Source organism: Achromobacter spanius, from assembly GCF_002812705.1.
Classification (GTDB): Bacteria; Pseudomonadota; Gammaproteobacteria; order Burkholderiales; family Burkholderiaceae_B; genus Achromobacter; species Achromobacter spanius.
The window spans coordinates 4,253,676-4,267,497 of the sequence record NZ_CP025030.1 but is presented as its reverse complement, the minus strand read 5'-3'; the positions used below and the strand labels follow the sequence as shown (position 1 = coordinate 4,267,497).

15 protein-coding genes are annotated in these 13,822 nt (G+C 65.2%); 7 read left to right on the top strand and 8 right to left on the bottom strand.

What is annotated here, in order from left to right:
• Positions 1-5 precede the first annotated feature (5 nt).
• A complete protein-coding gene (locus CVS48_RS19255) occupies positions 6-986 on the bottom strand; it encodes a Bug family tripartite tricarboxylate transporter substrate binding protein (RefSeq protein ID WP_100855839.1) in 981 nt (326 codons plus the stop codon).
• Between the two features lie 120 nt (positions 987-1,106).
• Here CVS48_RS19255 and CVS48_RS19250 point away from each other — a divergent pair, with 120 nt between their 5' ends.
• Positions 1,107-2,051 (top strand): LysR family transcriptional regulator, encoded by a 945-nt coding sequence (locus CVS48_RS19250; RefSeq protein ID WP_100855838.1) that lies wholly within the window; start codon positions 1,107-1,109, stop codon positions 2,049-2,051.
• A 48-nt stretch (positions 2,052-2,099) separates the two neighbouring features.
• Here the strand turns inward: CVS48_RS19250 and CVS48_RS19245 are convergent, their stop codons facing one another.
• Entirely contained in the window at positions 2,100-2,711 is a 612-nt protein-coding gene (locus tag CVS48_RS19245; protein ID WP_100855837.1) for a glutathione S-transferase family protein, read from the bottom strand.
• 210 nt (positions 2,712-2,921) lie between these two features.
• On the opposite strand from CVS48_RS19245, the gene CVS48_RS19240 reads away from it, so the two are divergent.
• Together CVS48_RS19240 and CVS48_RS19235 are read left to right on the top strand one after the other, a co-directional pair.
• On the top strand, positions 2,922-4,019 hold the full coding sequence (locus CVS48_RS19240) for a PQQ-dependent sugar dehydrogenase (protein WP_242001450.1): 1,098 nt from the start codon (positions 2,922-2,924) through the stop codon (positions 4,017-4,019).
• 3 nt (positions 4,020-4,022) lie between these two features.
• A complete protein-coding gene (locus CVS48_RS19235; RefSeq protein ID WP_100855836.1) occupies positions 4,023-4,661 on the top strand; it encodes a glutathione S-transferase family protein in 639 nt (212 codons plus the stop codon).
• 35 nt (positions 4,662-4,696) lie between these two features.
• On the opposite strand, the gene CVS48_RS19230 is transcribed toward CVS48_RS19235, so the two are convergent.
• On the bottom strand, positions 4,697-5,605 hold the full coding sequence (locus CVS48_RS19230) for a DMT family transporter (RefSeq protein ID WP_100855835.1): 909 nt from the start codon (positions 5,603-5,605) through the stop codon (positions 4,697-4,699).
• A 69-nt stretch (positions 5,606-5,674) separates the two neighbouring features.
• Positions 5,675-6,052, bottom strand: a complete 378-nt coding sequence (locus CVS48_RS19225) for a DUF423 domain-containing protein (RefSeq protein WP_050444688.1) — start codon at positions 6,050-6,052, stop codon at positions 5,675-5,677.
• Positions 6,053-6,207: 155 nt separating this feature from the next.
• Between CVS48_RS19225 and parS the strand changes: the two genes are divergently transcribed.
• Together parS and CVS48_RS19215 are read left to right on the top strand one after the other, a co-directional pair.
• A complete protein-coding gene (parS, locus tag CVS48_RS19220; protein ID WP_100855834.1) occupies positions 6,208-6,693 on the top strand; it encodes a type II RES/Xre toxin-antitoxin system antitoxin in 486 nt (161 codons plus the stop codon).
• A complete protein-coding gene (locus CVS48_RS19215) occupies positions 6,690-7,202 on the top strand; it encodes an RES family NAD+ phosphorylase (protein WP_100855833.1) in 513 nt (170 codons plus the stop codon). The genes parS and CVS48_RS19215 overlap by 4 nt, the downstream gene beginning before the upstream one ends.
• 51 nt (positions 7,203-7,253) lie before the next feature.
• Here CVS48_RS19215 and CVS48_RS19210 read toward each other — a convergent pair whose 3' ends face one another.
• A complete protein-coding gene (locus CVS48_RS19210) occupies positions 7,254-8,315 on the bottom strand; it encodes an alcohol dehydrogenase (RefSeq protein WP_100855832.1) in 1,062 nt (353 codons plus the stop codon).
• Positions 8,316-8,379: 64 nt separating this feature from the next.
• Positions 8,380-9,588: an ABC transporter substrate-binding protein gene (locus tag CVS48_RS19205; RefSeq protein ID WP_100855831.1), complete on the bottom strand. Its 1,209-nt coding sequence runs from the start codon at positions 9,586-9,588 to the stop codon at positions 8,380-8,382.
• 228 nt (positions 9,589-9,816) lie between these two features.
• Here CVS48_RS19205 and CVS48_RS19200 point away from each other — a divergent pair, with 228 nt between their 5' ends.
• Positions 9,817-10,557 carry an IclR family transcriptional regulator gene (locus CVS48_RS19200; RefSeq protein ID WP_100855830.1) on the top strand — a complete coding sequence of 247 codons (741 nt, stop codon included), beginning with the start codon at positions 9,817-9,819 and terminating at the stop codon, positions 10,555-10,557.
• Between the two features lie 44 nt (positions 10,558-10,601).
• Here the strand turns inward: CVS48_RS19200 and rocF are convergent, their stop codons facing one another.
• A complete protein-coding gene (gene rocF, locus CVS48_RS19195) occupies positions 10,602-11,564 on the bottom strand; it encodes an arginase (RefSeq protein ID WP_100857750.1) in 963 nt (320 codons plus the stop codon).
• Positions 11,565-11,815: 251 nt separating this feature from the next.
• Between rocF and CVS48_RS19190 the strand changes: the two genes are divergently transcribed.
• Positions 11,816-12,637, top strand: coding sequence for a MetQ/NlpA family ABC transporter substrate-binding protein (locus CVS48_RS19190; protein ID WP_100857749.1), 822 nt, complete (start codon positions 11,816-11,818; stop codon positions 12,635-12,637).
• A 13-nt stretch (positions 12,638-12,650) separates the two neighbouring features.
• Here the strand turns inward: CVS48_RS19190 and CVS48_RS19185 are convergent, their stop codons facing one another.
• The gene (locus tag CVS48_RS19185) at positions 12,651-13,805 is read right to left on the bottom strand and encodes an MFS transporter (RefSeq protein ID WP_242001218.1); all 1,155 of its coding nucleotides are present in this window, start codon (positions 13,803-13,805) and stop codon (positions 12,651-12,653) included.
• Between the last annotated feature and the right edge of the window lie 17 nt (positions 13,806-13,822).

Genomic DNA, 13,822 nt, shown 5'->3' with positions numbered 1-13,822 from the left:
AGTGCTTAGTCCAGCTTTTCGATGCCAGCGGTGTCGATGATCTTTTTCCACTTGGCGGTTTCGCGATCAATCAATTGCTTGAATTCCTGCGGCGAGCCGGTGGCGGGTTCAGCGCCCAGCGTGGCCAGGCCGGTACGCACTTCGGGAGCTTGCAGTGCTTTCTGGATGGCGGCGTTCAGCGTGGTCACCACTTCCGGCGGCGTGCCCTTGGGGGCGACAACACCGCCCCAGGCCACGGTTTCATAACCCTTCAAGCCGGATTCATCCAGCGTGGGCACGTCGGGCATCAGCGCCAGGCGCTTCAGGCTGCTGACGCCAATGGCGCGCACCTTGCCGCTGGCAACCAGCGGCGCGGCTTCCGAGGTGTTGACGAACAGGTAGTCCAGGCGGCCGCCCAGCAGGTCCTGGATGGCGGCGGGGCCGCCGTTGTACGGGATGAACATGACGTCCACCTTGGCCATGCTCTTGAAGAGTTCACCGCCCATGTGGCCGGTGGTGCCCACGCCCGATGCGCCGTAGGACAGGCGGCCGGGTTCCTTCTTGGCGCGGTCGATCAGGTCTTGCACGCTTTTGACGGGCGATTCGGCCGGCACGATCAGCGCGTTGTACAGGTCGAACATATGCGCGACCGGGGTCAGGTCCTGGTCCACGTCATAGGGCAGGCGCTTGAACAGCGAGCGGTTCACGGCCAGCGTGTTGATGTTGCCGTAGCCCACGGTGTAGCCGTCGGCGGCGGCGCGCTTGATCAGCGAGATGCCGATGTTGCCGGCCGCGCCCGGGCGGTTTTCAATCACCATCGTGGCGCCGGTGTCTTTGGCGATTTGCGTGGTGATCAGGCGCGACAGCACATCGGGCGAACCGCCCGCGGCCGAGGGCACCACGAAGGTGATGGGCTTGTCGGGATAGGTGCCGGCGGCCGAGGCGGTGCCGATCAGGGCGGCGCTGAGCGCCAGCGCGGATACGCTGCGGAAGAAGGTGCGATGCATGGTGGTATTCCCCTTGTTTTGTTGTGGTGACGGGCGCAGATTACACCCGCGTTGCGGCACTGCATCATCGAAAAATGTGGCAATCCTATAATCCGCCGTTATTGGTCAAGGGGAATAAAAGTGGATGTAGAAGGCTATGCGGATGAGGTCGGTCCCAGCGCGGGGCGCCCGCTGAACCTGCGTCAGATCGAGGTTTTTCGGGCCATCATGATGTCGGGGTCCATCAGCAGCGCGGGGCGCATGCTGCATGTGTCGCAGCCCGCTGTCAGCCGGGTGCTGGCGTTGACGGAAAGCCGCCTGGGCTATCGCTTGTTCGAACGGGTCAAGAGCCGTTTGTCGCCCACGGCCGAGGCGCGCCGGCTGTATGCCGAGGTGGAGCTGGTGTATGGCGGCATCCAGCGCGTGAACGATCTGGCCGCCAGCCTGGGGCAGTCCGGCGCGGGCATGTTGAAGATCGTGGCCAGCGCCAGCTTCGGGCAGCGCTTGATTCCGATGGCGCTTGAGCGCTTTCGCGGCCGCAACGCGGGTGCGCGGGTGGACTACCGCAGCGTCACGTTCGATGAGTTGGCGGCGTACTTCTTGTCGGGGCAGGCGGATATCGGCATTTCGATGCAGCCGCCCGATCACCCCAACCTGACGTCCGTGCGCCTGGCGCAGGTGCCCGTGGTGTGCGTGATGCCGCCGGCCCATCCCCTGGCCAGCCACAAGGTGGTGCAGCCCGAGGATTTCTCGTCCGCCGCCTGGATCGGCTACCCCCGCGACACGCCATTGGGACGCGCGCTGCAACCGTTTTTTGGCGACGGGCCGCGCCATGCCGCGGCGATCGAAGTGCATTCACCGGTCACCGCGTGTTCGTTCGTGCAGCAAGGCCTGGGGCCGGCGCTGGTGGACACCTGGTGCGTATCGACCGAACAGTCGGCGCATATGGTGTTGCGGCCCATCGCGCCCGAAGCCAGTGTCGAGGTGTGGGCCACGTATTCGAACCTGAGCGCGCCGCCATTGCTGGCGCGGCGGTTTCTGGCGGCAGTGAAGAAGACGCTGGAAGGGGAAGCAGATGCGGGCTGAGCCTGGGCTAGTTCGCCAGTAGGCTTCCCCCCGTTTGGCTTACCCGCTTTACAGCCCTTCGGCCTTCAGCGCGGCCTGGACGCCCTTGTCGGCTTCCATGCGCTTTTCGAATGCCGCCAGATTGTCTTGACCGGCAAGGTCCACTTCCTTGGCGCGCGCCCAGCGCAGCACCACGTACAGATAGGCGTCCGCGATGGAGGGCGCGTCGCCCGCCAGGTACGACTTGCCCGCCAGTTGCGCATCGATTTGCGAGAACAGCTTGGTCAGCAGCTTGGAGGCCGAGCCGGCCAGTTCCTTCTGCGCGCCTTCGTCGCCCAGGAAGCGGGACGCGCCGAAGATCATCGAGAACGTCTTGTGGATGTCGGAATTGATGAAGCCCAGCCAGCGGCGCACTTCCGCCCGCGAGCGCGCGCTGCCATCGCCCAGCAGTTTGCTTTGCGGCGCCTGTTCGGCAATGTATTCCAGGATGGCGACGTTCTGCGTCAGGGTCCAGTCGCCATCGGTCAACGCGGGCACGGCGCCCAGCGGATTCACCTTCAGAAATTCAGGGGCCTTGAGCGCTTCACGGCTGAGCTGGTGCGTTTCGTAGGGCTGGCCGACCCACTCAAGAACAATGTGGGAAGCGAGCGAGCACGCGCCGGGCATGTAGTACAGTTTCATGCGATGGGGTCTCCGGAAAGGAAGAACGGGAGGCTCCCGTCCCTGGGCGCTATGGTACGCCACCCGCTGGGCGCTTCGCGCCAGCTTGTCATAGCCGCCGCCCCCGCATTCAGCCCTTTGCCGCCGGAGATGTCCATGCAGTCACGCACCGCCGCGAGCACGCGCGCGATCTCACTTTTTTCGGTTTCAACGCTGCTCATGGCGGGCGCCATGGTATTGGCCAAGCCTGCACATGCATCCCAGGAACCGCCTTCCGTGGCCGCGCGTGTGACGCCGGTGGTGGGTGGCCTGGACCATCCCTGGGCCATGGCGTTCCTGCCTGACGGTGGAATGTTGATCACGGAACGGCCCGGCACGCTGCGTTTGCTGCGTACGCCGGGCGGCTTGTCCAAGCCGCTGTCCGGGGTGCCGAAGGTGGCCGCGCGCGGGCAGGGCGGCTTGCTGGATGTGGCGCTGTCGCCGGACTTCGCGAAGGACCGGTACGTGTATCTGTCGTATGCCGAATCCGATGGCGACAAGAGCGGTACGGCGGTTGGCCGGGGCAGGCTGTCGGACGATGCCAGCGGCCTGGAAGATTTCAAGGTGCTGTTCCGGCAAATGCCGAAGTTGTCGTCCGGCCTGCATTTCGGTTCGCGCCTGGTGTTCGACGGCAAGGGCCATCTTTTCATTGCGCTGGGTGAAAACAACCAGCGTCCCACCGCGCAGGATCTGGACAAATTGCAAGGCAAGGTCGTGCGCCTGAAGCTTGATGGCTCGGTGCCCGAGGACAACCCCTTCGTGGGCAAGGCCGGCGCGCGGCCCGAGATCTGGTCCTACGGCCATCGCAACCCGCAGGGCATGGCGATCAACCCCTGGTCGGGTGATCTTTGGGAAAACGAACACGGCCCCCGTGGCGGCGACGAAATCAACCTGGTTCAGCCGGGCAAGAACTATGGCTGGCCATTGGCCACGCATGGCATCAACTATTCGGGCCTGCGCATCCCCGAGGCCAAGGGAGAAACCGCGCCGGGCACGGAACCGCCGCTGTTCTGGTGGGCAAAGTCGCCCGCCATCAGCGGCATGGCTTTCTACGATGCCGACCGTTTTCCGGCTTGGAAGAATTCGGTATTCATCGGCGCCTTGGGCAATCAGAACCTGATCCGCCTGACGCTGGACGGCAACCGTGTCGTGGGCCAGGAATGGCTGCTGGTGGACCGCAAGAGCCGGATACGCGACGTGCGGCAAGGGCCGGACGGCTATGTGTATGTGCTGACTGACGCCTCGCCCGGCCAATTGCTGCGGGTAGCGCCGGTGCAATCTGGAGGGTAAGCGATGAAGACCTACGAGTTGATCGGATCGGCCGGGTGCGGGTCGGCCATTGTCGAGATGGCGCTGGTGCTGGCCAACGTGCCGCATACGTTGACGGACGTGCCCTATCTGAAGCCCGGCCCCGAACGCGACCGCCTGCTGCAACTGAACCCCTTGGGGCAGGTGCCGACGCTGATCACGCCCGAAGGCGAGGTCATGACAGAAAGCGCGGCGATGATTCTGCACCTGAACGACGTGGCGCCGCAGGCCGGCTTGGCGCCATCAGCCGACAAGCCTGAACGCGCGTATTTTCTGAATGTGCTGATGCGCCTGGTCGGCGCGGTGTACCCCACGTTCACGTACGGCGATATTCCGTCGCAATGGGCGGGCGAGGGCGCGGCGGCTGACTTGCTGCGCGAGCGCGTGCATACCCGGCGCGCGGAGCTATGGAAGGAACTTGAGCAGCAGGCCGGGTCGCCCCACATGTTGGGCCGGCGGTTTTCCGCGTTGGACCTGTATGTGACTGTCATGACGCGGTGGCGTCCAGGGGCTGCGTGGTTCCAGGCGGAATGCCCGGCCTTGGCGGCGGTGGCGCGCGAGGCGGCGCTGGAACCGAATGTGGCGCGGGTATTGCGCCGCAATTTCCCCGCGCCGACTGAATAGCCGGACTCAAAGGGCGCAACGCCCGGGCCGCGGCGTTATGACTTGCCGCGGCGCTTGCTCTTTGCGCGGGCCTCGCGCACGGCGATGTACACACCGCTACCCGCGATGAAGAGCGCACCCAGATAGGCATAGGCGTCGGGCGCTTCACGCCAGAAAATCCAGCCCAGTATCGTGGCCCAGATCAGGCCGGTGTAGTCGAACGGCGCCACGACCGAGGCAGGGCCAATCCGAAAGCCCTGCGTGATCAACGCCAGCCCCAGCGTGCTGAATAGCGCGATGCCGCCGAAGTAAGGCAGATGCTCGACGGTGGGCGTCTGCCATACCCAGGGCAAGCCCACCGCGCTGCACAGCAATTGCCCCAGCACGATGTAGAACGTGGTCGTCAACATGCCTTCGCCCCGGCTGATGCCGCGCGCGGTGATCATCATCACTGCGTAAAGCAGGGCCGTGGTCAGGGGATACAGCGTGGCCGCCTGAAATGCCGCCGAGCCCGGGCGCACCACGATCAGCACGCCGACAAAACCGGCCAGCACGGCCAGCCAGCGCTTGCCGTCCACACGCTCTTTCAGGATCAGCACCGACAGCGCCGTCACGAACAGCGGCGCCGCGAAGGCGATGGCGGTGGCTTCAGCCAAGGGCAGCGCGCGCAGGCCCAGATAAAAGCAACAGGCCGACACGACGTTGATGGCGCCGCGCACCAGATGCAGCCCGGGATGCGTGGTGCGCAGCACACGCCGGCCGCCCAGCCACAAGGCCAGCGCCGTCACGAAAGGCAGCGCGATCAGTGCGCGCAGGAACAGGATTTGAAGCGGGTTGTAGTGCTCGCCCAGCCATTTGGCGTTGGCGTCGCTAAGCGTCAGAAAAAAGATGCCGCCCACCACACAGGCGATGCCTGCGAAGGCGGAGTGGTCCCGGGCGGCGGGCAATACAGATGAGGAAGACATCGGAAACCTGCAAGGGCGGCGGTTCCTGCCGCCGTGGGGAAAGGAGACGTGCGAACGATGTGATGAGGGTCAGCCCTGGGCGCGGTAGGCCGCCAGCGCGACCATGGCCCAGGCGGCCAGGAAGGCGGTTCCGCCTAAGGGGGTAACCGCGCCCAGCCAGTGCACGCCCGTCAGCGACAGCGTGTACAAGCTGCCTGAGAACAGGACGATGCCCACAAACATCACCACGCCGGCGGCGGACAGCAAGGGCGAACCGAAGCGGGCGCCCAGCAGTGCGATGACGAACAGGCCCAGCGCGTGGATCAGGTGATACAGCACGCCCGTCTGCCAGACGGACAGCAGCTCTGGCGTCAGCATGCGCTTGAGGCCATGCGCGCCGAAAGCGCCCGCGCCTACCGCCACCATGAGATTCAACGCCGCAAGTATCGTCAACTGCCGGTCCGTCATTGCCAGTCCTTGTAAGTGATCGTGTGTAACGCCGCCTATGATATGCCCAATTCCGGTGCAGGCCGGGGCGAACAGGCGTGGCTTTGCGGCTTGCGGCGGGATTTCCAAACGGGATATCATAAATTCTGTTTGGAACATATAGTCAGGAGCGCATGATGACCATCGCCATTCCCGGAAAATCGGCAGACAAGCGCGGCGCTGCCGCCACCCGCCCGCCTCGCCGCGCAACGGCGCGCGCCAAGCAGTTGTTCCAGGAGCTGGTGGACAGCCCGCTAAGCGATATGGCGCGCGACGTGCGCCGGGGCCTGCCCGCGCAGATGGTGGACGACGCGGCCGATTTCCTGCAAGTGCCCAAGTCCGAAATCATGGCCATCACCGAGGTCAAGGCCGCATCGCTGTCGCGCTGGACCCGGGAAGGGCAGATGCTGCCGCTGGGCGAATCCGACCGGCTGGCGCGCGTGGCCCGCGTAGCGCGCGTGGCGCGTCAGGTGCTGGGCAGCGACGACGAGGCCGTGCAGTGGCTGAACACGCCCGTGCCTGCGTTGGGCAACGTCAAGCCGTTGTCCTTGCTGACCTCGGACGCCAGCAGCCGCATCGTTGAAGACACCCTGGCCCGGGCGGCCGCCGGCGTGTACGCATGAGCGATTTCATTTCCCTGTGGCGCATCGGCACCACGGCCGGCACGTACCGCGCCGATGACTTGAGCGGCGCGGGGGCGGCGGCGGTGGGCGGGCGCTACAACAGCCCGGGCACGGCGGTGGTGTATACGTCACCCAGCGTGGCGTTGGCGGTGCTGGAAACCGTGGTGCATTTTGCCGTGCGGGCCTCCGAACAAGCCAATCGCTATCTGATTGAAGTGGCCGTGCCGCGCGCCATCCATGATGCCCGCCAGGTGTTGACGGTGAACCAGTTGCAGCGCGATTTCCCGTTCTGGGAGGCGGTGCCGTTTGCCGAAGCTTCACAGGCGGTGGGCGACAACTGGGTGGAATCCGGCGTGTCGGCGCTGCTTGAATTGCCCAGCGCCATCGTGCCTTATCGTGGCGTGCCCGATTGCAACCTGCTGATCAATCCGGCGCATCCGGATGCGGAACATATCGTGGTGGTGCGGCGCGAACGGTTTGTGTACGACCCGCGCTTGAAAGCCGCATGAACAAGAAAAGGGGAGCCGACAAGGCTCCCCTTTGTTTCGCCTGACCAGGTTTCAAGCAGTGGTCAGTACCGCACGGCCCACTACCTTGCCCGCCCGCAGCGCGGCCAATACGCTGTCGGCCTCGGCCAGCGCGTGGCGGTGCACCGGCATGGGCGGCACCTTGCCCGCGCGCACCAATTCCATCAATTCCTGCAATTCCGCCAGGTTGCCGACGTAGCTGCCGATGATGGACATGGCCTTCATGGGAATCAACGCGATCGGCCATGACGAGGCCCCGCCAAAGAGGCCGACGATGATGAGTTTGCCGCCCTTGGTCAGGAAGTCGAACGCCAGCGAGGTGGTGGCGGGCGCGCCGACCAGGTCGATCGCGGCCTGAACCGGCTTGCCGCCCGCGGCTTTGATGATCTGCTGCGCGGCGTCCGGCGCGGCGCCGTCGATGGCGGCCAGCGCGCCGGCTTCCAACGCGGCTGCGCGCTTGGCGGGGTCGATGTCGACCACGATGGCGCCCGCGCCACCCAATGCCTTGATCAGCGTCAGGCTCATCAGCCCCAGGCCGCCCGCGCCGAAGATCACCACGGGATGTTCGCGGTAGATGTCCGCGCCGATCTTCTTCAGCGCGGAATACGTGGTCAGGCCCGAGCAGGCGTACGGCGCGATCTGCGCGGGGTCAAGGTCGCCGATGTCGATCAGGTATTTGGGATGGGGCACCAGGATGTGGTCGGCGTAGCCGCCCGCGCGATGCACGCCCAGGCAGGCGGGCGCGCTGCAATGGTTTTCCATGCCGGCCAGGCAAGGCGTGCATTTGCCGCAGCCGATCCACGGATACACCAGGTAGTTCTTGTCGTTGGACAGGCCTTGCGCGTCCGGCCCGGCCGACACCACGCTGCCTACCGTTTCGTGGCCCATCGTCAACGGCAGCGACACGCCGCGGTCTTTGAGCGCCAGGGTGCGGCCCTGGCCCAGGTCGTAGCCGCCTTCCCACAAGTGGATATCGCTGTGGCAGACGCCCGCGGCGCGCACTTTCAACAGCACCTGTGTCCCTTGGGGGGTAGGCGTGGGCTGCTCCATTTCCTGCAAGGGCTCGCGGAAGTTGACGACGCAATAGCACTTCATGGGGATGTCTCCGTTTGGGGTTGTTATAGCCAGCAGCCTACACCCACGCGCCGTGGCGCGATATTCACTTTTTGATCAGGGGGCATTCGCTGTCGGCCAACGACACGAACACCTTGTCGCCCGGCACCGTGGACAAGATGCGGTAGAAGTCGCCCGGGTACTTGGATTCGGCGGGCTTTTTCACTTCAACCAGATACAGGTCCATGATGACGCGGCCGTCCTCGGGGCGGATGCGGGCATTCTTGATGAGCTTGGTGGTGATGGGCAATTCACGCATCTTCTTATTGACCGCTTCGCCCTCGAAGGTGCCGGCCGCCTGCGCGGCTTGCAGGTAATGCGTGGTGGCCACATAGCTCAGCGCCTGCACGATGGACGGCGGGCGCGTCACGCCCATCTTCTGTTGCCAGCGTTTGGTCCAGGCGCGGGTGTCTTCGTCGGCGTCCCAGTAAAACCCGGTGGGAAAGGTCAGGCCCTGCGCCACGGGCAGGCCCATGGCCTGGACGTCGTTGATGAAGGTCAGGAAGGTCAACAAGCGCTGCTTGCCGCCGGTCAGGCCGAATTCCTGTGCTTGCTTGATCAGGTTGACAAGGTCACCCCCGGCGCTCGCCAGGCCCACCACTTCTGCCTTCGAGGCCTGCGCTTGCAGCAGGAACGAGGCGAAGTCCAGGGCGCCCAGCGGATGGCGCGTGCTGCCCAGCACCTTGCCGCCCGCTTCTTGCACGAAACGGGTGGCATTGCTTTCCAGCGATTTGCCGAATACGTAATCGGTGGTGATGAAGTACCAGGACTTGCCGCCGGCTTGCACCACGCTTTTCACGACGGCGTTCGACAGGGCGTAGGTGTCGGGCGCCCACTGCGTGCTGAGCGAGCTGCATTGCTTGCCGCTGAAGTCGCCCGCAAAGCCGCCGCTGATCAACGCCGTGCCGCCTTTTTCCCGGGCAACGCCTTGCGCGGCCAGCCCGGCCGAACTGGCGCCGCCGTCCACCACGGCAACCAGGCCTTGCGTGTCGAACCAGCGCCGCACCAGCGCCGAGGCCACGTCCGCCTTGTTCTGGTTGTCGGCGCCCACCACTTCCACGGTCTTGCCCGCCACCTTGCCGCCGAAGTCCTCGACGGCCATGCGCACCGACATCTCGGAACCTTGTCCGCCTAAATCCGAGTAGATGCCCGATCGGTCATTGGATACGCCCAGGCGCACCACATCCGATTGAGCTTGCGCCGCGCAGGCGGCCATCGTGGCGGCCGAGGCCGCCAACAGGGGTTTGATACGCATCTGTCTGTCTCCCCGGCCCGCAAACGAGCCGATTGTTTGAGTTCTTGGTGATGACGCGGAACCGCCGAGGGGGCAGCCGGAATCCTGCCGGCTGAAGTGGAATTCTTGTATGTGAAATTAAATTCCTGTGCAAGAATTTAGGTTCGCCCATATGAAAAGTCAACATAGTGGATTACCTAGCAGATTCGTCGTTTTTGCTCAGGTAGCGCCGCGAAAAAGGTCGCCACCATGGAAGTGAAGCTTGTCGCCCGAACGTTGGATCTGATCGAACTTTTTGCGCAGGCGCGGCGGCCGATGCCGCTGACCGAACTGGCCCAGGGCTTGGGCGCGCCTATGTCCAGTTGTCTGGCGCTGGTGCGCACGCTGGTTGCGCGCGGCTATTTGTATGAGGTGCGGCGGCGCGGCGGTTATTACCCCACCGCGCGCCTGCAAGCGCTAAGCGCGTTGATCCAGTCTGGCGACCCCTGGCTGGAGCATGTCCGCCCGCATTTGCTGGCCTTGCGCGATGCGGCCAATGAAACCGTCATGCTGGGCAAGATCCAGGACGGCGCCGTGGTGTTTCTGGACGTGGTGGAATCCACGCAACCCGTGCACTACGCGGCGCGACCGGGAGAGCGGCGGCCCTTGCACACCAGCGCGGTGGCCAAGGCGGTGCTGGCGCGGTTGCCGGCAGCGGAACGGGACAGTGTATTGGCGGCCGCTGACTACACCCGACATACCGAGCGCACACTGACCACGCGCGAGGCCTTGCTGGCCGAGGTGGCGCGGGTAGAGGCGCAGGGTTGGGCGGCGAACGTGGGCGAAAGCGTGGCGGACCTGACCGGCCTGGCCGTGGCGCTGGATTTGGGCGGGGAATGGTACGCGCTATGCATGGCCGGGCCGACGCCGCGCGTGTGGGAAGCGCGGGATCGGAACCTGGCGCATTTGCAGAATGCCGCACAAGCCATCCGGCGCGCCCGCGAGGGGTAGCCGGTATTCAAGGGCCAGGCGCAAAGGCGAAAGCGCCGAAGCGCTCAACTGCCCCGGCGCATCAACGTGGATTTGCCGAACAGGCTTTCGATCAGGTCCACGGCCACTTCCGCCGTCTTGTTGCGCTCGTCCAGCGCGGGGTTCAGTTCCACCACGTCCAGCGAGCGCATCAAGCCCGTGTCGGCAATCATTTCCATGCACAACTGCGCTTCGCGGTAGGTGGGGCCGCCGGGTACGGTGGTGCCCACTCCGGGCGCGATGCCGGGGTCCAGGAAGTCCACATCGAAGCTCACATGCAGGTGCGTGTCCGCATCCAGGCCCGCCAGCGCGGCGTCCATCGTGGCGCGCATGCCCATTTCATCCAGATAGCGCATATCGAACACTTCCAGTCCCGCTTCGTGGACCAGCCGCTTTTCCCCCTGGTCCACGCTGCGGATGCCGATCTGGCGTACCCAGCCGGGTTCGATGTCGGGCGTCTGTCCAGACATGCCGGTAATTTCGGCGGGGCCGTAGCCGCACAGGCAGGCCACGGGCATGCCATGGATATTGCCGGTGGGGGTAAGCGCATGGGTGTTGAAGTCCGCATGCGCGTCCAGCCACAGCACGCGCAGCTTCTTGCCGGCTTCGCGGCAATGGCGCGCCACGGCGCTGATGGAGCCGATGCCCTGGCAATGATCGCCGCCCAGCAGGATGGGTAAACGGCCCTGGCTGAGTTCGGCGTAGACGGCGTCATGCACGGCCTGATTCCACGCGGCAACTTCCGCCAGATGGCGATAGCCATTGTGGGGCGGCAGCCAAGGGTTGGCGGGGCCGTAGAGGTTGCCACGGTCTATCACTTCAAACCCCTGCGCTTCGATCACGGGACCCAGGTCCGCCACGCGCAAGGCTTCCGGGCCCATCGACGCGCCGCGAGCGCCCGCGCCGATATCCGTGGGCGCGCCGATCAGGGAAATTTGGGTAGGCAAGGCAACAGGGTTCTGCACGCGGCGGGCTCCGGTGGGGTTCATCATTGGGCGGATAGTACCCCGGCCGTTTGCTTACGTGCTGGGTCAATCTGTTTGCGTATGTGGCAGCGGTCTGTCGTCCCATGCCGTCCGGTATCGCCGCGCGCAGCCATCGCCATTGCGCAACAATGGCTATTGCCGGGCACACCGCCAAGCTGCTGCACAATAGCGGCTGCGCGCCGAGTCAGCCCCCCCCTTTGCCGGGGCGCCGATGGTTTGCGCGCACTGGCTTTCATTCCCTTTGGATGGCTTTCATGCACTTGCATTCGTTGTTTTCCACCCTGACGCGCGGCGCGGCCGTGCTGGCCCTGAGCGTGGCGGCTTGCGCCACGGCCACCGCGCAAGACAAGCCCTTGCGCATTGGCGTGATTGCCAGCGTGGCCAACGAAGCCACCGAACAAGCCATTGCCCAGGCCAAGAAAGAAGGCCTGGATGTGCAGTTGGTGGAATTCAATGATTGGGTGTTGCCCAATATCGCCGTGGCCGATGGCTCGGTCGACGCCAATTTCTTTCAGCACGAGCCCTTTCTGCAGCTATTCAACCAGCGCCGGGGCGCGAACCTGACCCCCATCGCCTATGGTTATTCCACCACCATCGGCCTGTTTTCCAAGAAGCTGAAGAAGGGCGATACGGTGCCGGACGGCGCGACCATCGCCGTGCCCAATGACCCGGTCAACACGGGCCGCGCCTTGCTGCTGCTGGAATCGATCGGGCTGATCAAGCTGAAGCCCGGCGTGGCCCACCAGGCCACGCTGCAAGACGTGGTGTCCAACCCCAAGAAGCTGAAGTTCGTGCAGATCGAAGGCTCGCAATCGGCGCGCACCTTTGATGACGTGACGGCGTCGGTCACCTACACCACCTTTGCCAAGCAGGCCGGCCTGAACGAAAAGGATGGGTTGGCGTTCGACAACACCGACCCCGCCAGCATCCGCCGCTACGCCATCCGCTGGGTGACCACGCCCGACAAGGCGCAAGACCCGCGCTTGCTGAAGTTCATTGCCATCTATCAGAACTCGCCCGAGGTCAAAACGACCTTGAAGCGTTTGTACGGCGACCTGATCACGTTCCCCTGGTAGTCCAGAAGGGACGTTACGCCGCCGCCTCGCGCCGTTCGGCGCGGCGGCCGTTCAAGCGCCAATGCAGGCCCAGCGCGGCCAGGCCCACGACGGCCGACGCGCACACGCCCAAGGCTTCAAAGCCCGCATGTGTGTACAGCGTGCCGGCGACCGCCGTGCCCACGCTGGCGCCCAGATACGTCGTGCAGGTATTCAAACCCAGCACCGCGCCACGTTCATCGGGCCGTGCGCGCGATAGCAGCAACACCAGCAGGTTCAGGCTGATCTGTGACGCGGCGCCCCACAGCACGGCAATGGCCAGTACCGCCGCCAAGGCGTGCGTAGCGGGCAACAACACCAGATACACCGTGGCAATGGTCGCCAAGGCCAGCGGCAAGGCACGCCGCGGCCCCAGGCGTTCAATCAGCGGCGCGCCGGCAAACCCCGCCAGCATGAAGCCCGCGCCATAAGCGAAGGCGATGAAGCCCACCTTGCCGGCGCTTAGCGCCAACAGCGTGCGAACGTGGTCGGCCAGGAAGGCGTAGACGCCGTAGAACGCGGACGAGAACGCCAGGCACGCCAGCAGCAGCACGGGCACGTCGCGATAGGAAAGCGGAGCAAGCAAGCGCGACAGGCGCAGCGGCGCGGGATTTTCCGCGCGGCGTTCCGGCAGCTTGCGTAGGCCGAGCAGTGCAATCGTGGCGCACAGGGCCAGGGTGCCGTAGGTAGCGCGCCAGCCGACGGCGTCCGAGATCAGCGCGGACAAGGGCACGCCCGCCACCAGGGACACCGACCACCCGGCAATCACGCGCCCCAGCGTGCGCGTCTCTTGCCCGGCAGGCGCCACCAGCGATGCTGACCCATAGGCCGCGGGCAGGATGACACCCGCCGCCGCGCCCGCCAAGGCTTGCGCCAAGGTCAGCACGATCCAGTGCGGCGCGGTAGCGGACAGGATCAGCGCCGCAATCAGCACCAGCATGGCGCCCAAGAGCGAACGGCGGATGCCGATGCGGTCAATGCGCGCGGCCAGGAAAAAGGCGCTTGCGGCGGTGGCCGCGCCGTAGGCCGAAATGGCGGTGCTGATGGTCAGCGCCGACGTTGAAAACGAGCGCGCCACGTCAGTCAGGATGGGGCTTAGCGCCAAGCCGTTGGACCCCACGACACTGACGGCAAACATCAAGGCGGGCACGGAGGATGCGGGGTGTG